The sequence below is a fragment of the Paenibacillus sp. CFBP 13594 genome, from assembly GCF_014842675.1.
Lineage (GTDB): Bacteria > Bacillota > Bacilli > Paenibacillales > Paenibacillaceae > Paenibacillus > Paenibacillus amylolyticus_B.
On record NZ_JACYVQ010000001.1, the window covers coordinates 1,706,712 to 1,732,992 of the forward strand.

General features: G+C 45.7%; 14 protein-coding genes. 1 reads left to right on the forward strand and 13 read right to left on the reverse strand.

The genetic code is table 11. The features are described from left to right. Window positions 1–37: 37 nt before the first annotated feature. The 5 genes from IFU39_RS07430 to IFU39_RS07450 form a co-directional block, all read right to left on the reverse strand. Entirely contained in the window at window positions 38–1,096 is a 1,059-nt protein-coding gene (locus IFU39_RS07430; protein WP_105598493.1) for a dockerin type I domain-containing protein, read from the reverse strand. 192 nt (window positions 1,097–1,288) lie between these two features. Further along, window positions 1,289–2,581, reverse strand: a complete 1,293-nt coding sequence (locus IFU39_RS07435; RefSeq protein ID WP_192131924.1) for an amidohydrolase — start codon at window positions 2,579–2,581, stop codon at window positions 1,289–1,291. Window positions 2,582–2,659: 78 nt separating this feature from the next. Beyond that, on the reverse strand, window positions 2,660–2,953 hold the full coding sequence (locus IFU39_RS07440; RefSeq protein ID WP_074094818.1) for a hypothetical protein: 294 nt from the start codon (window positions 2,951–2,953) through the stop codon (window positions 2,660–2,662). Between the two features lie 78 nt (window positions 2,954–3,031). Further along, entirely contained in the window at window positions 3,032–4,135 is a 1,104-nt protein-coding gene (locus IFU39_RS07445) for a saccharopine dehydrogenase family protein (RefSeq protein WP_105598491.1), read from the reverse strand. After that, entirely contained in the window at window positions 4,119–4,826 is a 708-nt protein-coding gene (locus IFU39_RS07450) for a class I SAM-dependent methyltransferase (protein ID WP_192131926.1), read from the reverse strand. The genes IFU39_RS07445 and IFU39_RS07450 overlap by 17 nt, the downstream gene beginning before the upstream one ends. Before the next feature lie 129 nt (window positions 4,827–4,955). Between IFU39_RS07450 and IFU39_RS07455 the strand changes: the two genes are divergently transcribed. Beyond that, the gene (locus IFU39_RS07455; RefSeq protein WP_244660889.1) at window positions 4,956–6,062 is read left to right on the forward strand and encodes a helix-turn-helix transcriptional regulator; all 1,107 of its coding nucleotides are present in this window, start codon (window positions 4,956–4,958) and stop codon (window positions 6,060–6,062) included. 242 nt (window positions 6,063–6,304) lie between these two features. Here the strand turns inward: IFU39_RS07455 and IFU39_RS07460 are convergent, their stop codons facing one another. The 8 genes from IFU39_RS07460 to IFU39_RS07495 form a co-directional block, all read right to left on the reverse strand. After that, window positions 6,305–7,318: a FecCD family ABC transporter permease gene (locus tag IFU39_RS07460; RefSeq protein ID WP_192131928.1), complete on the reverse strand. Its 1,014-nt coding sequence runs from the start codon at window positions 7,316–7,318 to the stop codon at window positions 6,305–6,307. Beyond that, the gene (locus IFU39_RS07465) at window positions 7,315–8,340 is read right to left on the reverse strand and encodes a FecCD family ABC transporter permease (RefSeq protein ID WP_047842702.1); all 1,026 of its coding nucleotides are present in this window, start codon (window positions 8,338–8,340) and stop codon (window positions 7,315–7,317) included. Before IFU39_RS07465 ends, IFU39_RS07460 begins: the two co-directional genes overlap by 4 nt. Window positions 8,341–8,457: 117 nt before the next feature. Beyond that, complete coding sequence (locus tag IFU39_RS07470; RefSeq protein ID WP_192131930.1) at window positions 8,458–10,425, reverse strand: AraC family transcriptional regulator; 1,968 nt, start codon at window positions 10,423–10,425, stop codon at window positions 8,458–8,460. Window positions 10,426–10,759: 334 nt separating this feature from the next. Continuing rightward, complete coding sequence (locus IFU39_RS07475; protein WP_146117027.1) at window positions 10,760–11,497, reverse strand: ABC transporter permease; 738 nt, start codon at window positions 11,495–11,497, stop codon at window positions 10,760–10,762. Further along, window positions 11,490–12,407 (reverse strand): ABC transporter ATP-binding protein, encoded by a 918-nt coding sequence (locus tag IFU39_RS07480; RefSeq protein ID WP_105598486.1) that lies wholly within the window; start codon window positions 12,405–12,407, stop codon window positions 11,490–11,492. The genes IFU39_RS07475 and IFU39_RS07480 overlap by 8 nt, the downstream gene beginning before the upstream one ends. Before the next feature lie 86 nt (window positions 12,408–12,493). Next, complete coding sequence (locus tag IFU39_RS07485; protein ID WP_105598485.1) at window positions 12,494–13,534, reverse strand: sensor histidine kinase; 1,041 nt, start codon at window positions 13,532–13,534, stop codon at window positions 12,494–12,496. After that, a complete protein-coding gene (locus IFU39_RS07490; protein ID WP_105598484.1) occupies window positions 13,527–14,234 on the reverse strand; it encodes a response regulator transcription factor in 708 nt (235 codons plus the stop codon). Before IFU39_RS07490 ends, IFU39_RS07485 begins: the two co-directional genes overlap by 8 nt. Window positions 14,235–14,303: 69 nt before the next feature. Next, complete coding sequence (locus IFU39_RS07495) at window positions 14,304–26,267, reverse strand: amino acid adenylation domain-containing protein (RefSeq protein WP_342345639.1); 11,964 nt, start codon at window positions 26,265–26,267, stop codon at window positions 14,304–14,306. Window positions 26,268–26,281 lie beyond the last annotated feature (14 nt).

Below are 26,281 nucleotides of genomic sequence, written 5' to 3' on the forward strand. Positions count from 1 at the left end.
ATGTATTGTTATTCGTTATCTAAAATAAAAATATGAATTAATCAAGGCGTTGTATTTTTTCTTTTCCAACAATGTATACTTTTCTAGGCTCCGTATTCGAGTCCCAAGTGGACTGAGTAATAACTTCGAGCACAAGATAATAACCTTCGTCCTCATCTTTAACGGTATACTTTGCTCCTGTTTCCCCCTCGATTGGCACCATATCTTCTCTCGAAGCTTCCGTTGCGCGGTACCACTGGTAAGAAGGAGTATTAATGTAATCATTGTAATCAATATCCATTATATAATGACTAACGCCAATTTCATTTCCAATTAACATGGCATTCTTCAATTCACCATTTAGTACATACGGCGCATCATCTACTTGTTTAAAGGTCAACACATAGTCATTGTTTTTTCCACCAAGTGTTTTGCCTTTGTATCCTATTAACAAAGCATCCATGTCCCCCAGAGTGGGTTCCATATTACGATCCACATCCATTCGGTTCATCTCTACATAAGAAAAGCTGCGGCGAGTCATCATGTTACGAAGATAATTGAAAAGGTCAGCTGCATCCAAAGAATTCACTTTCCCGTCTGCATTTACATCCCCTTTTTTACTAATGTAAAGTTCAATGTTATCCGTAACCGTTTCTGGTGCACCAGAGATCATATAATTTGCTTTCAATTCGATGTTGATTATGCCGCTTTGGCGAGGAATAACCACCAATGTACTGATAGGCGTTTGCGTATTCTCATCTTGTCTCGTTTCTACATAAGTCTCAGCTATATTGCTATCACTTGAGATAGCTGTGAGCGTACTATACTCATCGGATCGAAAATGTGTACTTAGATTGATTCTGACGATATTATTGATGGTTACCTCGATAGGCACATCGGACACAAAAGAAGGATTATTTTCTTCCGATGAATAACTAAACCAGTTGATGCCATCGTTAAGAACTGGTCGTGAAATGTTTATTACCGGACCAATTGCACCTGCGTCAGCCTGCGGGAGCGTTCCACCTATAGGCAGTGCAATACCCAATCCGAGCGCAGTCAACATGCTTTTTTTCAATATTGGCTTAAGCCGTTTTTTGTTTTGTTTCCCCTTCAATTCATGTTCCTCCTCGTATACATTTCTAATTTGAACAACTACACGCTCAGTATAACGAGTCATTCTGAACCAATTCTGAACAGGACCATGGAACTATTTCCAGCTATAATTCGACAAAAAACGCCATGGAGTAAGCCTCCATAGCGTTTTGAGCACAGATATTTTTCCAGTTTGGATTAAATTCACTAAAAATTAAATTCCCTCAACAATCCGTTTGGCTCTAACCTTCACCTCACGGTAAAGTTCATCCTCATCAATCGTTAACAACTTCCTGCCTTGCATGAGGATCTGACCGTTCACAATCGTTGTGTCCACATCCGCCCCATTTACACTGTAAGCCAGTAACGATTCTACTTCATGTACAGGTTGAAGATGTGGTTTCACCAGATCGATCAGGATCAGATCAGCTTTACACCCCACCTCAAGCATACCCACTTCATCCTGTAGACCAAGCAGACTAGCACTTCCACGTGTAGCCATGCTTAGTACATCCTTGGCTGGCAAGCAAGTGGGATCGCCATAGTCCAGCTTTTGCAGCCAGGTCGCGGCTTTGATCTCTTCGAACATATCCACGGTTGTGGCACTTCCCGCTCCGTCGGTTCCGATCCCCACGTTAATCCCCTGGGCCAACATCTCGGTAATCGGAGCAATTCCACATCCCAGCTTCAGATTGCTGACCGGATTATGTGCTACACCACCGCGCATACCCTTCAATCTGCTGATATCCCTTCGATTGAGGTGTACACCATGCGCTAGCAACACATGTGCCTGTTCGAACATACCCGCCTCTTCCAAATACTCTGTCGGTGTCATGCCATAACGTTCACGAATCTTCACAACTTCTTCTTTCGTCTCAGCCAGATGAATATGTAGCGGAATATCCTCAGCGACAGCCAGAGCAATGACTTCACGTAACGGCTCCATGGGACAAGTGTAGGGAGAGTGCGGTCCATACATGGTTGTAATCCGCCCCTCGGCCGCTCCAGACCAGCGCTGTACAAGATCGATCGCCTCTTGCAACCTGCGTCCCCCATCATCCTCCATGAATACCATTCCACGTGTAAGCGATGCCCGCATACCCGTTTGCTTCACCGCTTCTGCAATCTCGTTCATATGGATATACATATCCGCAAAAGCAGTGGTACCCGAACGGATCATCTCGGCAATGGATAACTTGGCCCCCCAATAGATATCTTCCGGGTTCATCCGCGCTTCGGCAGGCAACATTTTGCGTTCGAGCCAGTCCATCAGCTTCAGATCATCCGAGAATCCCCGGAGCAGGCTCATTGGTGTATGTTGGTGGGCATTAATCAGTCCTGGCATGGCAACCTTATTGCGACCATCGATAATCTCATCTTGCGGTTGAGGCACAATGTGATCAGCAATCTGCGTAATGCGATCTCCCTCAACACGAATATCCCCCGTGAAGGCGGCATCGGCATCTTTCATCGTCAGGATCGTAGCTTGCTGAATCAGTATACTCATTACATTCACGGCTCCTCTGAATTGGTTATGGTTCATTCCATATCCGAGGGTAAGCCTTCACGTAACGGAAAGGTCAAGTCATTTTAATTTTTGTATCGTCATCTTTCTGAAAGTTTGTATAAAGGGTTTGGGGTCAATCTCGACCATATATGGATATACTCCTGTGCTTGTGTGCAGATAGAAAAATCCACCTTCATCACCCATACGGCGAAATGACATATCAAACACTTCCGTAATGTTGAACTCGCGGTATTTGGTCACGATTTTATCTGAATACAGAATCATGGAGCGGGCATTCATCTCAATCTCTTGGGCGAGACCCGTCACTTCTCTCTGTACTTTGTAATAAGGTAATACAGCAACGCAGTTCATGATCTCCCTCCCTCCATTCATGCCATGATTATTGTTCCATCATAGCAGATCGGAGGTTCCCAGCAAAAGAACATGAAACTAGGTGATCTGGGTGGTCACCTCTAGTGGCGTATGAAGTGCATCCTGAATGTCCTGTAAAGAGAGACACTGTTCAATGTGAAACACACCATGAGGCAACGCTGACTCCGTTCTATATACGCGTTCCGCCACGGCTGTTGCTACGGCTGCTGTTGCATCTGCTTCCTTATCGCCAACAAGCAATTGTTCGACGCGGACTTGTTCCCCATTTTCCCATCCAATGGCATCGACCTTGACCGCATACATCGGCTCTCCTCCAGGAATAAGACCAAAGGCCTTCACCGTTCCATTCCGAATAGACGGGATACGCAACAACGAAAACAACCCTGCACGTTTGGAGATTGCCATGGATCCTGTGATCCAGCGGGAGTCCAGGCATAGTCGGGTGGATACAGTTGGAATTCGTAACGTCCGAGCAACCACGTGTTGATCTGAAAAGTTAAATCGATAGGCCTTCCGGTTCCCCAATACCGCTCCAAAATCGATCCTTTTGCCATCTCCGAAACTTTGCACTTCCGTAGGCTTGCCCTTTTGCATCACCTGGTAGGTGGCATTCATCTGATCAACGGTCCACTCAACGGCAGCTTTTCCGTGTTTCTCTCCAAGTCCCAGCATCACGGTAATATCTGCTTCCTCTACCCGATCCATATGCATGGTCGCTTCGCGTACAAGCAAGTTCGTTACTCCCGGTGACAATCCAACGCTGAGGATCGTGGTCGATTGGGAACGTTGCATTTTGGTATGCAGCTGTTCAACCTGAGCGAGAAAATCATATTTTGCAGAAATATCAATATAATCGGTTCCGGCTTGTGCGCAGGCTTCAACGAACCGGGTATCGCTCTGATCAACACACATGATGACCAGCTTCACAGGCCTTAACATGGATGGCTCTACAGGTCGTGTTACATCCAGTTGAAGCGGTAGCACAGCACCACCTGTAGACCTACTGAACTCTTCCGCACGGTTCATGCGTGTACCCGCAGCCCATACTTTACCTGGGAACAATTTCCCCAGTTGACTACATATCATCTGCCCCACTTGACCATAACCACCAACCACCCAGATCTGATCTTTCATAGGCTTCACGTTAGTTTCGAATTGCATAATACCCCTCCACCCAGAACGCCCCGAAGTAACGTGTGATTTGTGAGAAACCGCATTCGGTCAGTAGCTGAGTCATCTCTTCAGAGCATATTGGATCGGATTCACGGCCTAAGGAAGCAGCAAAACGCTCCCACTCTTCAGGAAGCACGCCCACACTCAACATGTGATCCTGCCAAGCTTGCATCATGATTGGAAGTGCAGGTGATCGAAGATCGGCGTTTATAGCCGCAATGATCAGGGGTGCACCCGGTTTAAGTCTCGTTGCGAGGCTGGTCAGAAACGTTCTCTTGGCCTCCATCCCTTGAAGGAAATGCAACATGAGCATGCTTGTCGCCCCATCATATAAAATATCCTCCGGCAACTCTTCAACCGTGACAGGTTGCAGCGTCACTCTGGAACCGATGCCTGCTTCCGTGACTCGTTTCTCAGCAAGTTGCAGCATGGGCTGTGATGGATCTACTCCAGTCAATGTCCAACCGGCATGACGTGATCCGAGCAGAGCAATCTCTTTTCCCCCTCCCGCACCGGCAACAAGGATATGAATATCGTTGTTATCTGCAAAAGATGCTGAAAGCAGCCGTTCCATTAGATCATGCATATGAGAATAACCCGGAATTTTCAGGGCTATCGATTGTTCGTAACGATGAACATCTGCTGTTTCCCAGCTCATCGGTGATGAATTGTGATTCATGGATATCGCACTCCTCTTGAATTGAAGTTAGACTTGACTCGTTGTTCGTCTAATTTCATTATAGAAGGATACGCCGAGCCTACAATCCCAGAACATTGGGATATGCGCACAGAGAGAGGAGATATCTTGTTGACATCACGTATTGATCAGAATTACATACTTATCACTTCTCTTGAAAAAGGAACGTGGACCTCACGTACCTACCGGGAAGCTGTTCTCAAGCAGATCCATTCGGTTATCCCTTACGACGCATACTGTTTCACTACCGTTGATCCTCTGACTCTTCTCTCCACAGGAGCCGTGACAGAAGATGGCATTGAGGCCATTCATGATCGGTTATTCATCAATGAATACATGGAAGAAGATATACATAAATACGCTGAATTAATTCGCAGTGGTGAGTATACAGCTACACTTCATATGTCCAACTTACAGCTTGAACAAAGCCCTCGATATATCAACATTCTTCAGCCAGCGGGGTTCGGTGATGAACTACGTGCTGTATTGGTCAGTGGAGACGCTTGCTGGGGATATCTGACCCTATATCGTAAGACAGAAAGTGCTGTCTTTACAGAAGAGGAGCGGTGGATGATCCAGTCCTGGACCGCTTCTATTGCATCGATGCTGCGGTCCACGAGCCTGACACTGATCGATGAGATCACAAGTGAAAGTCCCGAGGAACCCGGAATTTTGATCACTTCGGATACGTTCCAGCTCTTATCCCTGAACGCCTCCGCGCAATATTGGCTGTCCCAATTGCGTACGCTGGAACATGTAGGGCCAGACATTCTGCCCCGTCCGGTACGTGCAGTGAGTTCCCACTTGCAGCGCAAGAATCGGGCTGAACGGGCTGAAGATACTCAACTTGCTCCCGACTCACCATCCAAAGTTTGCATTCAACTTCCGGATGGGCGTTACCTCATACTTCATGCCAGTCTCATGCAACAGCTTAAAGGACCGGATCAGATTGCTATCCGTTTGGAGCAGGCGATGCCGCAGGATTTGCTGCCCTTGCTTGCCGAAAGCCATGGATTATCCAGTCGAGAGCGGGAACTGCTCGGATATGTGCTGCGCAGCTATTCATCCAAAGAAATTGCTGCTGCGATGCATATTTCCGTCTACACGGTTCAGGATCATTTAAAATCCATTTTCGCCAAAACCAAGATATCCTCGCGTCGCGAGCTCATCTGGTATTTTGTTTCCCGTTTTCAGCTGTCAGATGAGCCTGCCATATAAATCCTGATGTAATTTCCCGATAATCAACTTGGCTATCAAACAATGAGTACAATCAAAAGATGCCAATACGACATCCTCGTAATGGCATCTTTTTCTATATGCTATTTATTAAGAAGCCTAGCGGTAATGCAGGCTAGCTTCGATCGTTGAACTTTTGATATCGTGCATTCTGCTTTAATAAGCAACGCACAATCCTGCCAAGCCGTTTTCCACAAAATATTCAGACCATATCATTGATTGTGTTATTTGGCTTTTGCTAGTAAATAAAGAAAATATGGAACACTAATAACTGTAATAACGATTCCTGTCGGCACATCTCCTACGAGTCTAACCGTGCGCGTAATCGTGTCAGCCAACACCACGATTAGTCCCCCGGCCAAGCTGGCAGCCGGAATGAGCAATTTGTGATCGGGACCGACCAGTTTTCTGGCCATATGCGGAGCGATCAAGCCAACGAAAAAGAAGCTTCCCCCCACGGCTACACTGCCAGAGGATAAAGCAACAGCCGCGATTGACAACCCAAAAAACTGCCGTTTCACGGAAACACCAAGCCCCTGTGCTGTCTGATTGCCCAGATGGAGGACATTCAGTATGCGAGCCTTGTAAAAAATATAGCCGAGTAAGATCAAGACCCATGGTGTCAGTATGGAAATATAACCCCAATCATCGCCCCATAGGCTCCCCGCCAGCCAATACAGCATGAAGTTCATCTGCGAATCATCCAGCTTGAGTGTCAAGAAGGTCGTCAGCGCCCCGTACCCGCTTCCTAACGCGACCCCGGTCAGGATCAAACCGATTGGCGAGATGTCTCGTCCGCGGCGATACGATAATAAGAAGATCAAACCCGCTGCCAATAGTCCGCCAACAAAAGCCAACAGAGGCAGAGCAATAAAGGAACTCTTGCCTGTGGATTCAATGAATACAACGAAGAACAGGACAAACAAACCCGATCCCGAACTAATTCCCAGTGTACCCGGGCTAGCCATGTCATTACGCAGCAAACTCTGCATCACGACCCCCGCCGCTCCCATTCCCAGACCTACCAAAATCGAAAGTACAATTCGTGGCAGACGAAAATCAAACACAATCAGATTTTGCTTATCGGTACCGTTTCCTATGAGAACGTTCAGCAATTCTAGCGGTGAAAGATTCATCTTGCCAGAATTCATGCTAATGATCGCAAACACAAGGATGAGCACCATAAGCACTACATTGATGATAATGTCTCGTTTCACCGTATAACGCCGCTTGGTCATTCATATTCCCTCCTTTGTCTTCGCGCCAAGAAGAGAAAATACGGCACACCAATGATAGAAAATATAATGGCAATCGGCGTTTCGAACGGTTTATTGATCAAACGTCCAGCCAAATCGGCCGATACGGTCAGCAACGCACCATATAACGCCGCTGCCGGAATAATATATCGATAGTCGACACCTACCATATATCGCACAATATGCGGGGTAATCAGACCCACAAAACCAACCGGGCCAACCACAACAACAGCCAATCCAGTCAGTACAAGTACAATAATTGTCGACAAAATCTTGACCAGTCCGCTACGAATGCCGAGTCCACTTGCTACATCATCTCCCAAACTGAGCAATGTAACCGAAGGGGAAAGCGCCAGTGCCAGCAGTATACCACCAACAAAAAGCGGTGAGATAATCAACAGTTCACCCCATTTGACACCCGCTGTACTACCCGCCGTCCAGAATGTCAATGCTCGCCCCAAATCATAATTAATTGCCAAATACTGACTGAGTGCACCAAACAACATTGAAATAGACAGACCTGCCAGTACAAGCCGCTGAGGCGTCATTCCGCGATTGCCCAGTGACGCGGTAAAGTACGTCATACCGGTGGCGATCGCTGCTCCCAGACAAGCGAACAACATCATCTGCCAATACGAATAACCCGGCAGAAAGGCCAGGCAAAGTGCAATTGCAAATGCTGCCCCAGAGCTAATCCCCATGAGCCCGGAGTCGGCCAGCGGATTACGCGTTGTCCCCTGCATGATCGCGCCACATACTGCAAGGCTGCACCCGACGATCAGATCAGCTACGGTACGCGGAAGACGCATGGTTTGAATAATTTGATGTTCAGTGAGCATTGGATCAAATCGGAAAATAGCCTCCCATACCGTTGCTAACCTCATATCAGCAGCACCAAACATAATTGATGCCGCCGACATGAGAACCGTTAATCCAAGCCCTACTACCATGTACATGGTGAAGTTCATCGCCCCACGGCGTTTTTGTTCAGGCTTGCTTTTCATTTCGTTTCCCTTTCATCACCTATTTACAATCCAAACGAATATGGTTATTGACGTCCATAAATTCGACTGGTCATGTTTGAAAATTTGGAGTGCTCAATTAAAATTTCGTTCTAACTCTTATTTAGCTAATGCCAGCAATTGACTAACAATATAATCAATCAATGCACTGGAAGTCATTACGTCGGTGGACCAAGATAGCGAAGAATCCACCTTTACGATCCGATTATGTTGCACAGCAGGTATGGCATTCCACACTGCATTATTAGCAGCAACGTTTCCATCTCCTAAGAAGATCATATAATCCCCAGAGTAAGCGGGTAATACTTCCATGGAGACATCGCCCCAATATTTATTTGCATCAATAATATCCGTTTGGACTTTTGAAGGTGCCTGCAATTGAAGTTCATCGTAAACAAGCTCACCAACGGCATGCTTGGCTCCAGCTATGTAGTTACTTTTATCACTGAATTCTCCAACCGTAATCGTCACATCGGATAGGCCCGCATTCTGAAAGGCTAGCTTTGCTTCTTCGATTTTTCCGGTATAAGCATTCAAAACATCCTTAGCCTCTTCCTGTTTGTTCAAAACATCGCTAATAAATTGTATCCGCTCTTCTGTAGTCATATCACCATAGGGAACATAAATGGTCGGGGCAATTTTGGATAAATCATCATACGACTCATCACTCCATGCCAAAATGATAAGATCAGGCTCAAGCGTCATGATATCTTCCGGCTCCATGGCTACTTTTATGGAGTCTGTAATCTGGTTAGCATAAACAGGCTCTGTCTCCCCCCGTGCAGCTCTAGCCACACCTAAAGGAGTTACACCTAGGGCCACCACATCACCAACCAAATAATCAACTACAACTCGCTGAGGGTTGTTAGGTACCTCAACATCACCCTTAACTGTGGATATCGTTCTGGTCTGCGAGACTGCTTCTGAAGCTTTTGTCTCCGACCCTTCCTGTTGTGTCGTCTGCTGTGTCTGCGCAGGTGTTGTATTTGCCGTTCCCCCATTATTCGCTGGCGTCCCTGACGTACATGCCGTCAATAACAGCATCATGCTTATCGCCGCCGCCAAAATCATTTCTTTACTTCTTAATGTTCCAAACATCGTTGATTCCCCATCTCTATAAGACTTGACTAGACTTGCTAGTTCCCTCTCATCGTAAGGTAGATGAGAATCATTATCAATACCATCAACCTGCATGGATAGTGCGTTTATTTTCCGATAATCACTTGGTGTCATCTTGTAAAGCTTCTTAAACATTCGGAACAGGTTTTTCTCATCTGCGAAACCAGCTCCTGTCGCGATTTCTTTAACCGTCGCTTCTGTATGTTTCAGGTCATGGCAGGCAGCTTCAATCCTTCTCTGAATGAGATACTCCTGTAAGTTCATCCCTTCCCTTTTTTTGAACAACCGCGTTAATTGTCCACCACTGATCCCAAACATATCGGCAATTTGTTGAAACATAATCGGCTCCCTGTAATGTTTATCGAGATATATCTTGGCAGAACCGGCTGGATCTGGCTGGAGATACCGAATCTCACCACCCTCCAAATCCCTGTAGACCTCATGAATCAATTGATATAAAAAACTTTTGGCCTGTAGCTGATCCATCGCTTTGCCACGTTTCCAGCCATTCATCATCCGTTGGAACCAATCGCGTAGCAAGATGGGATCACTTGGCGTATAACCAAACTGTTGAACAAATGGATTTACTTGCTCCAGTAATTGTTGCAGATGTTTCTTGAAAAAAAGAGGTGATTCTGCTCTATAAAACACCATAAAGGTCTTCACCATCTCCTCTTTAGGCGTAATACTGAGCATGCTCCCCTTCCCGCCGTGAACTAAACCGAAGCGTTCCATTGCAAATGTGGTTTCATTCAGTTGGATTTGCGCTTCTCCCCCATATGCATAGATAAACATGCTACTAGGCATTTTATATTGCTCCAACGGGTATTGTGACGCTATATTCTGAAAGCGTACATCTATTAATGTAATGATCGAACGTGTCCAGATACTGGCCATCATATCAATCATCTCCGGTGTAAATCCCTGTCTTGCTTCTTCCTCTTGCATCTATCCGCACTCCTCGTTTCACTTTTTCCAATGTATACATCACTCAATAATTGATATTGATTATCAATATCACATTTGATCAGGTAAGTATATATCATTAAGTGATATTGGGGAACAGGCAGTGGACGTTAAGCTTTTCATCCCAGCTTCCCCCATCGGAAAACGAGCACAAAAAAGGCCAACCCGTAATTACGGGTTGACCTGATCATTGAAAAAGAAGCCCTCATCCATACTAATCAGGTCTTCTCCGTTATGTTTTTCGCAGTCATATGCGACCAACTTGATTAGGATTTTGCATGTTTCCGAGAAGGTTTCGATAAGTTTGAAGACAAGACTAATGAATATCTATTTTCTTAAAATAACCAATGGCCAGTCCAAGACAAATGATGGATGTAGCAGCGATCGAAATATATGAATACTCTGGAGGATATTTGGCTTCCAGTGTTCCATTCGCGATATCCAGTGCTGCGGTCCATGGAAATAGTCCGCGATGTTCACTTGTAGCCAGCATCACATTCACCAGTGTAATAATAATGGTTACGATAATCGCCGGCACAAAACTTTTTAATACGAGCGTAATCAGAATGATCGGGGTCGACAACAGAAACAACAGCAGACCTGCCACTACATAATTGCTGAACGAGTTAAGCACAAACTGTGGAGTAAGACCTGCAAATTGACCCAGCGAACCAAAAATGATCGCCAGCGCCCACGCAGATAATGTAAGCAGCATAATCCATCCCAGCAACAAAATCCATTTGGACATTAGCAGAGCGACTCTGGAAACCGGAATGGTCAGCAGATTCTTCATTGTATCCTCCGCATATTCCCTGTTATACAGATAAGCGGTAATGACACCATACAACGGAACTCCAATGACCAGTACAGCATATATGCTTGTGTTGGACATTAGCACACTGAATTGTGCAACAAGATAAGGCTCCTTTGTTTTCATTTGCACAAACATGGCAGCAGCTACCATCAAAGGGGCAACGGCCGCTCCGATGATACTAAGCAGAAACATTTTGGAGCGTTTCAGCTTGAGAAGTTCAGTGTAGAGCAAATTAACCAATGGTTCCACCTCCAACCAGCTTGGTGAAATAATCTTCCAAACGATCCTCACTCACCATAATTTTGGTTACGTTGATATCATTTTCCATAAAGATTCTGTTTAGCTTCCCTTGTTGTCCAAGATGGGAATACACCCGGATATTGCGTTCATCATGAATTTCATATTCAGCCTGATCCAAACCGTCGAGAATGACCGCAGCCTTATTATCATCTGAAACTTGAAATTCGGTGTATTTACGGTTCCTCTTCCGAAGCTGCTCAAATGAAATTTCCTCTAGCAGGTTCCCTTCATGAATAATGCCCATGTAATCAACCAGTTGTTCAATTTCCGATAAAATATGGCTTGAAATCAAGATGGTAATATTTCTCTCCGTGGCCAAATTTTTAATCAGCCTGCGAATTTCTTTGATCCCAATCGGATCAAGTCCATTGGTAGGTTCATCAAGAATCAGCAATTCTGGATAGTGCAACAGGGCTCGGGCAATGCCTAACCTTTGTTTCATTCCCAAAGAATATTTGCCAACCAATTTTTTGGTTTCATTTTGCAGACCTACGATTTCGAGCGCGTCCTCGATTGCATTCTTTTTGTATATTCCCATAATTCGAGCGTTGATGGATAAATTTTCGCGGGCAGTCAGGTTCTCATAAAACCCGGGTACCTCTACAATCGAGCCGGTTCTTCTTAATATTTCTTTTTGATTGGTAAATAGGTTCTCTCCAAATATCTCAATCTCACCATGCGTTGGTTTGATTAGACCGAGCAGCATACGGATTGTCGTCGTTTTCCCTGCCCCGTTGCGTCCAAGAAAGCCGTATATCCCACCTTGTTGAACGGTCATGTTCAGTGAATTAACTGATTTTTGAGTCCCGTATTGTTTGGTAAGATTTGTTGTTTTGATAATTACACTCACGTCTAGCGCACCTTCCTTCCAAGAACTGATAATTTCATTCTAGGTTTCAGATTTTAAATAGCGCTTATCCAAATCTTAACTATCTCTTAATTGTGCTGTGACTTTGACAGCAGCTTATACTTGGGGATTGTGAATATAAAGGATGTTTTCACGCCAGGTGTGCTCTCTGCCTGCAAATGCCCCTCATTTTTCTCAGCCAGTGTCCGGGCAATTGAAAGCCCAAGCCCGCTTGCCCCAAAGACAGGGCTACGTGAGTGGTCACTGCGATACATACGTTCAAACACCAGATTTAGCTCTTTCTCCGATATCCCTGGTCCCTGATCCCATACGGTTAATTGGAAATTAAGATGATAACATGCTATTTCAATTCCCAGAACGCCCCCTTCATGCCCATACTGGATAGAATTTTGAATCAGATTACTGATGAGACGATGGATACTCAGCCTGTCTGCCATAACGAAACAAGGGTAATCCGGAATCTGAATGTTTAGATCCATCTCTGCTTTTTTGAGACTGGGTATAAATTCAATCAAAATCTCCCTAGTCAATTCGGCCAGATCCAACGGTTCAGCCTGCATGGGCATCTCGTCTGCATCCAGTTTGGCCATGGTGAACATCTCATCTATCATTTTTTTCAAATCCTTCGATTTTCGCGACAAAATATCCATATAGTCTCTTCTCTCTTCTTCTGTCGAAGCAATGTCATCCTTGAGCGCATCCACATAACCAATCATCGAAGTTAGAGGTGTGCGAATATCATGAGAAATGCTGGAAAACAGACTCTTTCTTACTGCCTGAGAGCGCTGGGCATCGATCTTTATGCTTTCAAGCTGCTCCATCAGGTCATTTGCTGCAAAAACGATCTCATCCAGCAGTACATTCCCTTTGCTTAATATTCTTCTTTTTCCTTCTCCATTGACCGCCCGATGCAGTTCAGAAGCAATCGATTGCTGCTTGCTTCGATTCTGATATTGATTAACGAGTACCATGATGCTGGTGAAAACGAAAGCTGCAAACAACCACATTCGTGAACCATGCGTCAAGCTCGTGTAGTATTCCATGGCAAGTGCCCCAGCTCCGATGATCAACTGTAGACCGGATAACATCAAGACGGCATCTCTACTCATCCCGTTCACCTACAAATTTATAACCGATGCCCCAAACGGTTTTTATGAATTGTGGATTCGAAGGATCGGATTCAATCTTCATTCGCAGCTTTCGGATATGTACCATGATGGTATTGTCATCATCCAAGTACCCGTTATCCCATACATTTCTGAATAATTGGGCTTTGGTAAATACCTGGCCAGGATTGGACATCATAAATTTGAGCAATTCCGTTTCTTTGCCAGTCAGATCGGTCTCTTTTCCCTGAACATCAACTGTGTATGTTTTCAAATTCATCATCAATCCTTTGAAACGAATGACCTCACTGTGGTCAGGAACCTCCGTCCCAAGAACCATAAATCTGCGCATAAGTGCCTTAATTCTGGCAACCAGCTCATGAATGCTAAATGGTTTGGTAATGTAATCATCTGCACCTATGCCAAGACCTATAATTTTGTCTGTTTCGTGGTCTTTGGCTGTTACCATCATGATGGGTACATTACTGATACTGCGAATTCTTCGACAAGCTTCCATACCGTCCATCTGAGGCATCATCAGGTCAAGAATGACCATATTATATTTGTGCTGTTGGAACAGCTGCAGCGCTTGTTCACCATCTGCGGCAGTATCCACGGTGTACATCTCTCGCTCCAGGTATTTTCGGATCAGGTCTCGAATCTCCTTATCGTCATCCGCAATGAGTACACGAATATTCTGCATGATTTCAACCTACTTTCATGTTAAAAAAAGGTTGGCGTTTCTGACTCACGAAACGCCAACCTTATAATGTTATTTAGTGCTTGTCAGCAAGAGTTCGTTGATGAGCATTGCATTCTGTTCCACAATTTCTGGATAGTTTTTGTCGATCATCTCCATATGTTTGCCGTAACCTTTCACTTGTCTGAATTGTCCTGTGGTGGATTGGGCCCACAAGGCAATCGAAGCATTGGCATTCAAAAGTCCTGAAGTCACATAACTGATGTTACCATCAATCGTACCAAAGGTTATGGCTTCATGAACATACAGGTAAGACTTCGTAATCAGCTCCAGCAAATAGTCATTCGCCAATTTTTCAAGGTCTTGATATTGACTCATGTTGAACTTTTGCTGAATCTCCTGCCTGATTTGTTCTTCAGTCAGACGATGCTCTTCCACCTCTGTTCGGTATTTTGAGTCCAGTATAATCAGGTCACGCACTTCATATCCTCTGCGATTAAGCTCTTTGGCTACATCGAAGGCCAGCACTCCACCCGAGGAGTAACCCATCAGTGTGAACGGGCCCTCCTTTTCAATATCAATCATCATTTGGGCGTAACGAGCAATCCGATCTTCTGAAGTGATGAAATTAAAGCTGTAAACTCCGAACGAGTCCAGATGCTGAGCAAGCGTCATGTAGGCAATCCCCATGGAAGCAGCGGGAGGAAAACAGAAAATAATCCGATTTTTTTCGCTCGTCCGGGTTAGCTGCATGTAATCTTCGGTGTAGTCCTCCAGCAGATCTATGGCTTTCTCAACAAAGGCCGCCAGATCAGCAATGGTCGGTTTTTCAAAAATGTCCTTAAACGGGATTCTAAAATTCAACAGACTGTACAAACGGGATACAAAAGACATCACGTTTAACGAATTCGCACCCAGCTCAAACAGATTTGCATGTATGCTAATTGGCTTCACTGGAAGAATGTCCTCCCAAATATCTGTCATATGGCGTTCCAGTTCCGTTTCCGGTGGTGTATAGGAATGTAGAGCTGTCACACTGCCCTTGGGCTCAGGCAATGCCTTCAAGTCCACTTTTCCGTTCACCGTCAATTGGAGTTGATCCATCACAATAAAGAATGCAGGTATCATATATGCGGGAAGCTCGTCAAGCAATCCCTGTTTCAGTTGAACGATGTCCATCTTTTTACTCGGGTCCACAGGTACGATGTACGCACAGAGATAGCTCTGCTGAGCATCATCTTGCCGCGGGGTCACAATTACATCTTTGACTTCCGGTTGTTGCAGCAAACGATGTTCAATTTCTCCCGGCTCAATACGGTATCCCCTAATTTTCACCTGATGATCGATTCGTCCGAGGAATTCCATGTCGCCATTAGGCAGCCATTGCACCAAATCACCTGTCCGGTATAGGGTAGTCCCTTCTTTGAACGGATTGGGTACAAACTTCTGCACCGTTAGTTCTGGACGTCCGAAGTATCCTCGGGATACTCCATCACCTCCAATGTAAAGTTCCCCTGGTGAACCAGCCGGAAGCAGTTGCTGCTGTTGATTCAGCACATATAACTGCACATTTGCAGCAGGTTTCCCAATAGGTACTGAGATTCTCGTGTCCGTCTCGGGATTGTACGGATGGATCATACAGCCTACAACCGTTTCCGTTGGCCCATATTCATTAAAGATCTGAACCTTGCCTCCGAAACTTTCGTACACTTCCCGAGCCAATTCCGATTTCAGGTCCTCACCACCTACAATCAGGCACTTGATACTGGAACGGGTATTGTCCATATCCTTAATCAGATTCAGATGTGATGGTGTCAATTTAACCACGCCTGCTTGCCGATCCCTGAATACATTCAGGATCACCGGTTCATCTCCGCTGGTTGGATATACCACTATTTTATTTCCAGTAACCAGCGGTGTAAAGATCGAAGTGATCGTCAAATCAAACGCAAAGGAAGAGTACAGGGCAAAATCAAGCTCCTGATTCTGCAAATAAACGTCCTTCGCCCAGAAAATATAGTTGATCAGACCGCTGTGCGGAATCATTGTGCCTTTTGGTTTCCCGGTCGATCCTGAGGTATAAATCATATACGCTATATCCTCCGGTCCAGCTTGCAGTTCCAATGGTTCTGCTGAATAATGGCTATAATCCGCATCAATCGCTACGGATGTTCTGCCTGACACGGTATGGCCTTCTCCCATTTCCAATATAATCGGTGAACCGCTATCCTCCAAAATAAATGCAATTCGTTCTGCGGGATATTCCGGGTCAATGGGCACATACGCTCCGCCCGCCTTCATAATAGCCAGAATGCCAACAATCATCTCGGGTGAGCGCTCAACCATAATACCCACCATGGAACCTGGACCAACATGGATAGCCTTTAAATGTCTTGCCAATTGATTCGATTTTATGTCGAGCTGATTGTAAGTCAGCGCATTATCGCCCAACGCTACGGCAATATGTTCAGGAGTCTTGGCGGCCTGTTCACTGACCAACTGATGCATCATTTTGCCCTTTGGATAGGCTGATGCGGTATCGTTGTACTGATCCAACAGGATGACCTGCTCTTGTTTGGTCATGATTTGGATATCATCAACCCGCAAGTTTTCATCTGTCACAATTTGTTTCAACAGCGTAAGCATATGGTCTTCCATGACTTTCATCAGGGCTTCATCATATTTGCCCGAATCATAAGCAAACTTGATTACAAGCTCTTCACCAGGTATTGCAATGAGATTGAATCCATAATTCGTCTGTTCCTGACTATGGACATCCTCAATGACAAACCCAATATCACTCGCGCCCTGTTCCACGAGACTTGAATCCACCGAGTAATTTTCAAAAACCATAATATGATCGATCAAATCTCTTTTCAGACTGCTCAAAGACGCAATTTCAGCCAGACCCAGATGGTGATGCTGACTCCCTTCAATCGATAAGGCCTGCATATCTCCAACCAGTTGTTTGAAGGTATGTCCCTCATCCCATTGAATCCGTGCAGGAATGGTGTTGATAAATAAACCAACCATGTTTTCGATCCCTCTTACCTGCGCTTCTCTCCCGGATACCACCGTTCCAAAGACGACATCCGAAGTATCGTTGTACTTCGCAAGCATGATTCCCCAGACACACTGCATAACCGTATAAAATGTGACATGGTTCCGGTTGGCAAGGTCATTCATTTGCTTCGTGAGCTGTCTGGAAATGCGGAATTGATGCTCCTGTGGAGTGACCCCATCGTTCAATGAACGAGAAGCTCCTGCTGGCAACTGAACCTTGTTCTCATATCCGCCCAGATAATTCCTCCAGTACGAGATGGCTTCATCCTTGTTCAACGCCTGCAACCATTCCACATATTCACTGTAAGGTACAGGCTCGTGGAGCTGAATGTTTTTCCCAGTACGTTTGCATTCATAGAGATGGACCAGCTCTGCAAGAATGATGCCTCTTGCCCAGCCATCAAGCAAGATATGATGGTTACTCCAGATTAACGAGTATTGCTCCTCATTGGTCTGCAACAATTCAAATCGAACCAGTGTATCTTTTCCAAGGTCAAAGCCTTTTCTTTTGTCCTCCATAGCAATTGACAATACACGAGTGCCTCTGTCCTGTTCTGGCAATCCTCGAAGATCCCGGTATACAAAAGCAGCCCCGCGGTTTTGACAAATAATATTCCGCGGCTCTTCCGTAACTTGGTATTCAATGGAAGCACGAAGCATTTCGTGACGTTGCATCAACAGGGTCAGACTCTCCTGAAACCGATCAATGTCAAGATTTCCTCTGATATTCATGATCAGCTGCTCAAAATAAACCCTGTCTCCGCGATTCTCAAGTGCATGGTACAGCATCCCGCGCTGCATGTTGGCCAAAGGATATATTTTCTCAATTCGCTCTGGGCCGAACTTTTGCGTAATCACTTTCAAATTTTGCAGCGTTACATATGGATCTCCATAATCGGATGGCGTTTTTTCGGCCTGCTGTTGCTGCGCGCAATGTTCAATGACCTGTTGAAGCATTTTTTGGTAGGTTGTTGCAAAGTTCACTACAATGGATTCATCAAACAACTTGTGATTGTAAGTGATGTTAATCATCAATTGACCATCAGCCACATAGGCAATAACTTCCATTGGATTGGCACGAATCACATCATCACCAACCGGATTGCCTGCTGACAACCAGGAAGAACGAAACAGACCACTATTGATGTCCTGATCCATCTGTCCCAAATAGTTAAACAACAGGGGCGGTGTCTGCTCTTTCAACATTGGCAACTCATTGGACATATACTTCAATATGCCGTAACCGATTCCTTTGGCTGGAACTCTTCTTAGCTGCTCTTTAACATCCTTGATCGTTGTGCCAAGCCCTTCCTCATTCCCGAGATCGATACATACCGGATATTTGCTTGTAAACCAGCCAACTGTACGACTGATATCCAATTCGTCTCCCATAAGCTCGCGACCGTGACCTTCCATCGTTACCTTAATTTTGCTCGCTCCTGCACATTTCCTGATGGAGAGAGCGAGAGCAGCCAGTAGAATGTCATTAATTTCGGTATAGTAGGCCTGGTTTGTCTCTCGTAAAAGTTGAGTGGTCATCTCCCGGTCCAGCGACACACTGCTCATTCGATTATCACCGTAACGGTATTCATCCAGATGAACTTCATGCCTTGGAAGAAAACCGGTCTCTTCCTGATCCGTCTTGATCCAATACGCCCGCTCTTTCGCGAGACGCCCTCCCTTCGCATAGTCGTTCAGGAAAGAGGCATAGTACGGGTAAGAATCCGTAATCGGATAAAAAGAAAGATCTTGTCCTTCCAGAAGCTGCTGGTATCCTATCGCCAAATCTTCCAATAAAATTTTCCAGGATACACCATCAATTATCATATGATGGATTACAAGGAGCAAGTGATCTCCCTGATCGGTTCTGAAAATGACAGCTCGCACCAGCGGCCCCTCGAAAATGTCTATGGATTCCTGTATACGGGAGGCTGCCTGCTGCACCTTGATGAACAATTCCTGCTCATCAAGACCGTTCATGTCCTGTACCTCCATTTGGAAAAGACCTGCTTCATAATCGAGCTGGGTCTGCACCACCTTGCCTTGTTCCTCATGATAGGACATCCGCAAGACATCGTGATGCATCATTAACCCTTCCATGATCTGCCGGACTGTCTCTGGATTGAATCCCTCCTCGCGGTACAACATCAGGGACTGATTAAAGTGGTTCATTCCTGTACGTTGATGCTGCAAGAAATAAGACTTCTGGATGGGTGTAAGATCAACTGGACCCGTCACAGGCTGCTTCATCCGATTTATAAGGGAATCTTCTCTCATGTAACGTCCCAGCAACTTGATCTGTGGATGGGCAAATAGCTCTTTCATGGTGAGCTTTTTGCCAGCTCTGGACAGTCTGGATATAATTTGCAATGCTTTGATGGAATCACCACCGGAAGCAAAGAAGTGATGGTTAATGCCCATTGGCTTGAAGCCAAGCACCTCTTCCCAGATCGAAACGAGCAACCTCTCCGCCTCGTTTCTTGGGGCCTCATAGACCGTCTCTCCACCCATGCTTGCATCCGGTTCGGGAAGTGCACGTACATCCAATTTCCCATTGCCGTTCAGAGGCAGGGTATCCAATTGCATACAATGCGTAGGAATCATATATTCAGGCAATTCGACACCCAGATGAATGCGAATTTCGTCCAATGGTATCGATCTGTTTGCGGTGAAATAGGCACAGAGTACGGCAGCCTGTTCCTGGGCTCCAGGTACGATAACGGCCTCGCGTATACCTTCCAGAAGCAGCATTTGTTTTTTGATTTCATCCAATTCAATCCGATAACCACGCACTTTCACCTGGTTATCCTTCCGACCTGCCAGTTCCAGCTCACCATCATGTGTCCAACGGGCAAGATCTCCTGTTTTGTACATGATCTGCCCCGGCTGAAATGGATCTTCAACAAATTTCTCTCGGGTCAGTTCTGCTTGATTGAAATAGCCGGTGGATACTGCTTCACCCGTAACACAAATTTCACCGAAAACACCCCGGGGCACCAGATGATTATGGTTATCCAGCACGTATACCGCTGTGTTATCGATCGGTCTGCCAATAACCGGATAATCCATAAAGGAATGAACATTTACAGACGATATGTGATGAAAAACGACACCAATCGTCGTTTCAGTTGGACCATAATGATTCATGATCCGGCTGTTTGGATATTCTTGAAGATACTTTTCCACATCCGTTGTATTCGTCTTCTCTCCACCAAGCACAACCAGCCTCAGCACAGGCTGCCATTCTGTAAATGCAGGATCATGGAGCAGCAGATTGAATAATGAAGGTGTCAGTTTGATGAATGTGATACGCTGTGAAGCCATCATTTGTAATACTCTAGCCGGATTGGTGTAGTCTTCCTTGCTTGGAACGTGAAGCTCTCCGCCCTGCAACAAGGATGAAAATACACCTGTGTATCCCAGATCAAAAGCACTGGAAGACATCAGCATCGTTCGATCTGCCGTAGAAATTCCCGCCTCGCGGATGAACCATTGTGTGTAATTAACAATATTTCGGTTGCGAACCAAGACACCTTTCGGAGTACCTGTTGAACCTGATGTATAGATCATATAGACCTGCTGTTCAGGCGAAGTCGGCAGAGATAGATCCGTGTAGTCAAAGCTCTCGATACTGCCATCGTTAACCTGACACACATCGCCACTGAAAGATAACTCCTTGGACAACGGATGATCCGTCAACAGAAGGATAGCCTGACTGTCTTTCAAAATAACATTTGTCCTGTTCACAGTCTGCTCAGGATCAATCGGTAAATAGATGGCTCCCGTTTTAAGAACGGCCAGCATGCTTATAATCAAGTCCACAGATGGATTAATGCTTACTGCGATAACCGAATTCGGTACAGCCCCTCTTGCTCTCAACGAGCGAGCCAGTTGATTAGCGCTGCGATTCAACTCTTCATAAGATAATTCGTTTTCTCCTGACACAACTGCCCGTTGCCCGAATGACTTCCTCACTTGCTCCTCGAACAGTTCGATCAGGGCTGCATCTGTTCTGTATTGCACAGGTTGACCACAGGATAGCTGCATAATAGATTTTGTCTCTTCTGACGTGATGAATTGAATATCCTGCAACCGCGACGTGGCATCGTTACTGATATTATCCAGCAACTCAGTCAGGTGGCCTGCCATACGCTCTATTGTTTCAGGCTTAAACAACTCCGTAGAGTACGTAAATACACATTTGATCCGGCCCTCAGCTTCCATTGCGGTTAAAGTGATATCAAATTTGGATCGGATGTTACTTGGAGGAAGTGAGCTGAATTGCACACCCTCTATCGCAAGCTCCTCACTGTCATAATTCTGGAATACCAGCATCGTATCAAACAAGGCACTTCGGCTCATATCTCTTGCCAAGGCAAGCTGTTCAACCAGTTCATCAAATGCATAATCCTGGTTTTCATAGGCCTGAAGTGTGTTCTCCTTGATCTCGTTCAGATACTCCTTGAACGTAAACGTGCCTACGGGACGATTCCGAAGTGCCAGCGTATTAATGAACAAACCGATTACATTTTCCAGCTCCGGCTGTGAATTACCTGCTATTGGTGTCCCCACGATGATATCCTCTTGCCCAGTGTATCGATGTAACAGTGTTGTATAACCAGCAAGCAGAAGCATAAATAAGGTTACGCCCTCTTGATGAGCCAATTGAGACAGCCGTTGCGACACACCCTCAGATAACTCGAACGGAAACAGTTCGCCTTCATAATTGCGGTGTTGTGGTCTTGCAAAATCGATAGGCAGATCCAGGAGCGGGACTTCCTCTTGATAGGCACTGAGCCAGTAGTCCTTCTGTGCCTGCATCACTTCCGTTGTTCTGGATAGTGCCTGCCACTCGGCATAATCCCTGTATTGCAATTGTAGTGGTTCAAACGTTTGTCCTTCATACAGGGCGATCAGCTCCCTGGTCAAAACGCCCATAGAAACACCGTCCGCAATAATGTGATGCATATCCATAATCAGACTGTATTCAGCCGGCCCCATCTGCACAAGTTCGACCCGCAGCAACGGAGCCTGAGTCAGATTGAATGGACGTACAAATCTCGCCTGCCACGCTTCTAAAGTCTGGTCACCCAGCTCGAGAGATGTGATCCTGAATTCCACCTGTTGATCAATTCGTTGAACTGGCTGTCCATCAACCATATGGAAGGAAGTCCTGAATGATTCATGACGCTTGATCAGATCCTGAAAGGCTCTTTCCAATTGGCGTACATCCAGATTTCCAGATATTTTCATAGCATAAGGCATATTGTAGGCCAGGCTCGAATCTTCCAGCTGATGCATAATAAAAAGCCTTTTTTGTGCGGACGAAAGCGGATAGAACTCCTTGGTTTCCGCTTTGGTTATGGTCACATATTTGCTGGAACGAGCAGAATCAATCCACTGGGACAAGGCTCTAACCGTAGGCGTTGCAAATACTTGTCTCAAGGGTATGGCCACACCGAATGCCTTATGGACACGAGATACGAGAGCCGAAGCCTTCAGCGAGTGTCCTCCAACTTCAAAGAAATTGTGGCTTACGCCAATACGGTCATTCTTTAGAAGCTGATGCCAGAGTGCAAGCAATTCCGCTTCCACCCTGCTTCCCGGAGCTTCATAACCCCCAAGTGCAGACATGCCCGCTTCCGGGGCTGGCAGCGCTTTACGATCCACTTTCCCGTTGGAGGTCAATGGCAATTGATCCATCTTTACAATGTAGGCTGGCATCATATAATCCGGCAATTGAAGAGATAACTGTTGTCTGATCTGTTGCGTAACTGCGTCATCTGCTACCTCGTTTAGGGTGATATATGCGCAGATATATTGTGTATGCTCTTCATCCGCCCTGGCTACAACGAATGCATCCTTGACGACAGGAAGCTGAAGTAATTGATGTTCGATTTCACCCAATTCAATTCGATATCCCCGAATTTTGACCTGATGGTCCATGCGGCCCAAGTACTCCATGTTGCCATCTGCACGCCATCTGGCCAAGTCGCCTGAACGATACATTTTCTCACCAGGATAGAACGGATCTTCGACAAATCGTTCTTCCGTAAGACTGGATCGGTTGAGGTATCCTCTGGCAAGCCCTTCTCCTGCAACGTATAGCTCACCTGCACATCCTACAGGCTGTAATTGGAGATACTGGTTCAGAATATATGCCCGGAGTGTAGGGATGGGCTGACCTATATTACTTCTGCCCATTTGCATATCAGACAGGGTAATCTCCTTATAGGTAACATGAACCGTAGTCTCCGTAATGCCGTACATATTAATTAATTTTGTAGATGGATAACGCTTATGCCATGCTGTCAATAATGACGGACTTAGCGCTTCTCCGCCAAAAATGACTTTTCGCAAACTCAATTCCTTCCTCGGACGTTTTGCCTCCTCATGCATCAATCGATAGAAGTAAGATGGCGTCTGATTCAGAATGGTTACCTTTTCACGGATTAATAATTGCAGGAATTCTCCAGGCTGTTGGGCGACCAGATGTGGAACGATAAGTAAGGTTCCTCCGTACAACAGTGCTCCATACATCTCCCACACCGAAAAATCAAAACAGAAGGAATGGAACATCGTCCATACATCGTTCTCGCTGAAATTAAATCGATTACGGCCATTGATCAACAAACGCACGACATTTTTATGCTCAATCAGTGTTCCCTTCGGATTCCCAGTCGTACCTGAGGTATAAATGACATAGGCGAGATCATGTGACTGAACGGATGTCTCCAGATTTCCTGCATCCAGGTGATACGAGTTCTCTTCCTCCAAGACAACGCATGAACCCCGGTGAAGTCCACGATCCATTCCTTTTTCAGAAACTACCAGCAGGCGGATGCCCGAATCCTCCAGCATATAGCTAATACGATCATCCGGATAAGTGGGATCAATAGGTATATATGCGGCTCCCGCTTTTAACACTGCCATAATGCCAACGATCATATCGATTGACCGATCCGCCATAATCCCAATGAATTGCTCTGTTCCTCCTGTAAGCGAAAACAACGTACGGGCCAGTTGATTGGAACGCTCATTCAGCTCCATGTACGTCATATGACGATGCTCATCCCGGACAGCAATTCGATCAGGCGTACGTCGAACTTGCTGCTGGAATAGCTCATGAATGGTCATATTTCGCGGGTAATCCGCATCAGAGTTATTGAAAGAATTCAGGAGCACCTCACACTCTTGACCACTCACAAGTTGAATGTCAGCAAGCTGATGATGATCAGCTGAAGTAACTTGTTCTGCCACACTCCTAAAATGTTGATCCATACGCTCGATGATGGATGAATCATATTTATTACCATCATACGTAATCACAAGGGTCAGGCTGTCGCCAGGTGTTGCCGAAATCAGGAATCCGTAGTTGCTCTGTTCCTCCGCATGCAGTCCGGTAATTTCAAAACCAACCCCAGTGCTGGATTGTTGAACGGCTCCATGATCCAGGGCATAGTTCTCAAATACAAAGACGTGATCCATTAATTCCTTATTGAGATCACTCAATGCCTGAACCTCAGCCAGATTCAAATAATTAAATCGCTGACTTTCAACGGCTTGTTTCTGAACGGCCTGGAGTACGTCGCCAAAATGCTTTTGATGCGGGTAACCAATCCGAACGGGAATCGTATTGATGAACAACCCTATCATCTCTTCTATGCCTTCAACTGGCGCTTCTCTGCCAGAGACTACGGTTCCAAATATGACGTCCTCCGTATCATTATATCTGGCCAGCACCAGACCCCAGATACATTGAATGACGGTATTCAACGTCACCCCATAATGAGCACCTATTTCATTTAATTGGCGGGTTAACTCCTGACCCAAAGATATCGTCTGTTCTTTTCGCAAATACGGAACATCATGCTCTGTAAGAAGCAAACCTGGAACACTCGACTGTGTGTCATAATTCTCCAGATAACGTCTCCAATACGCTTGGGCCTCATCCTTGTCCTGACGAATGAGCCATTCAATATATTGATGATATCGTTTCGGCTCCTTCAGGTTGTGCGCCTTATTCTCAAGCTTGGCCTTATAGATCTGGAACAGCTCGGATAATATAATTCCCAGACACCATCCATCCAGCAAAATATGATGATGGCTCCATACAAGGGTATAGGATTCATCTGTGGTGCGAAACAGAGCTGCACGCATAAGCGGCTGTGTATCCAGACGGAAACTGCGAGCCTTATCCTGCTGTGAAAAAGTTTCCAACTGTGCTGCTGATTGATTTGCTTCCAAAGCTGTCCAGTCTTGAAATTCAAATTCAATGGTGAGATTTTGCATAATGACCTGTCTCGGTTCTTCCAAATCTCGATGTATAAATGAAGCTCTCAACGCTTCATGTCTGTTCATGAGCTCATTGAAACTGGATTGCAGATCATCCGGGTTCACTTCCCCGCGAATCTCCATGACCGTTTGCTGGAAATACGCAGTTGATGACGGATCTTCCATCGCGTGAAAGAGCATGCCTTGCTGCATATTGGTTAATGGATAAATCCGTTCAATGATCACGCCCGGACAGGCTGACTTAATAAGATCTAACTCCTCCAGTGCCAGGTTTGGATCACCATAGTCGGAAGGCGTATATGTCGTTTCACGCTGAGACAAGCAATGGTCCACAATTTCCGTTAATCGTTCGAAAAACGTCTCTGCAAATCGGCTTACAAGCGGCATGTCCACCGCAGTTTGGTTTGCTGTTACGTTGAGATGTAACTTCCCACCGGAAACGAAGGCGTTCAGTTCAATCGGGTTATTTCGGGCGATATGGCCACCAATCGTTTGCCCCGTAGAGAAACGAGACTCCCGGAACATGGCTTCCCCAATCATGCCTCCGTCCATCTCACCGAGATAGTTAAACGAAATGGATGCTGGACGCTCCGTCTGCAACTCCGGCATCCGGGCCACATATTTCAGCGCTCCATAGCTGAAGCCTTTATGAGGTACCTTGCGCAATCCTTCTTTCACCCGTTTGATGGTGA

Excerpts from the sequence above, each read along its gene's own strand:
- IFU39_RS07450 (WP_192131926.1), bottom strand. The coding sequence starts at position 4,826 with ATGAATCACAATTCATCACCGATGAGCTGGGAAACAGCAGATGTTCAT.
- IFU39_RS07470 (WP_192131930.1), bottom strand. The coding sequence starts at position 10,425 with ATGCAAGAGGAAGAAGCAAGACAGGGATTTACACCGGAGATGATTGAT.
- IFU39_RS07485 (WP_105598485.1), bottom strand. The coding sequence starts at position 13,534 with ATGAGTAGAGATGCCGTCTTGATGTTATCCGGTCTACAGTTGATCATC.
- IFU39_RS07490 (WP_105598484.1), bottom strand. The coding sequence starts at position 14,234 with ATGCAGAATATTCGTGTACTCATTGCGGATGACGATAAGGAGATTCGA.
- IFU39_RS07435 (WP_192131924.1), bottom strand. The coding sequence starts at position 2,581 with ATGAGTATACTGATTCAGCAAGCTACGATCCTGACGATGAAAGATGCC.
- IFU39_RS07445 (WP_105598491.1), bottom strand. The coding sequence starts at position 4,135 with ATGCAATTCGAAACTAACGTGAAGCCTATGAAAGATCAGATCTGGGTG.
- IFU39_RS07440 (WP_074094818.1), bottom strand. The coding sequence starts at position 2,953 with ATGAACTGCGTTGCTGTATTACCTTATTACAAAGTACAGAGAGAAGTG.
- IFU39_RS07465 (WP_047842702.1), bottom strand. The coding sequence starts at position 8,340 with ATGAAAAGCAAGCCTGAACAAAAACGCCGTGGGGCGATGAACTTCACC.
- IFU39_RS07460 (WP_192131928.1), bottom strand. The coding sequence starts at position 7,318 with ATGACCAAGCGGCGTTATACGGTGAAACGAGACATTATCATCAATGTA.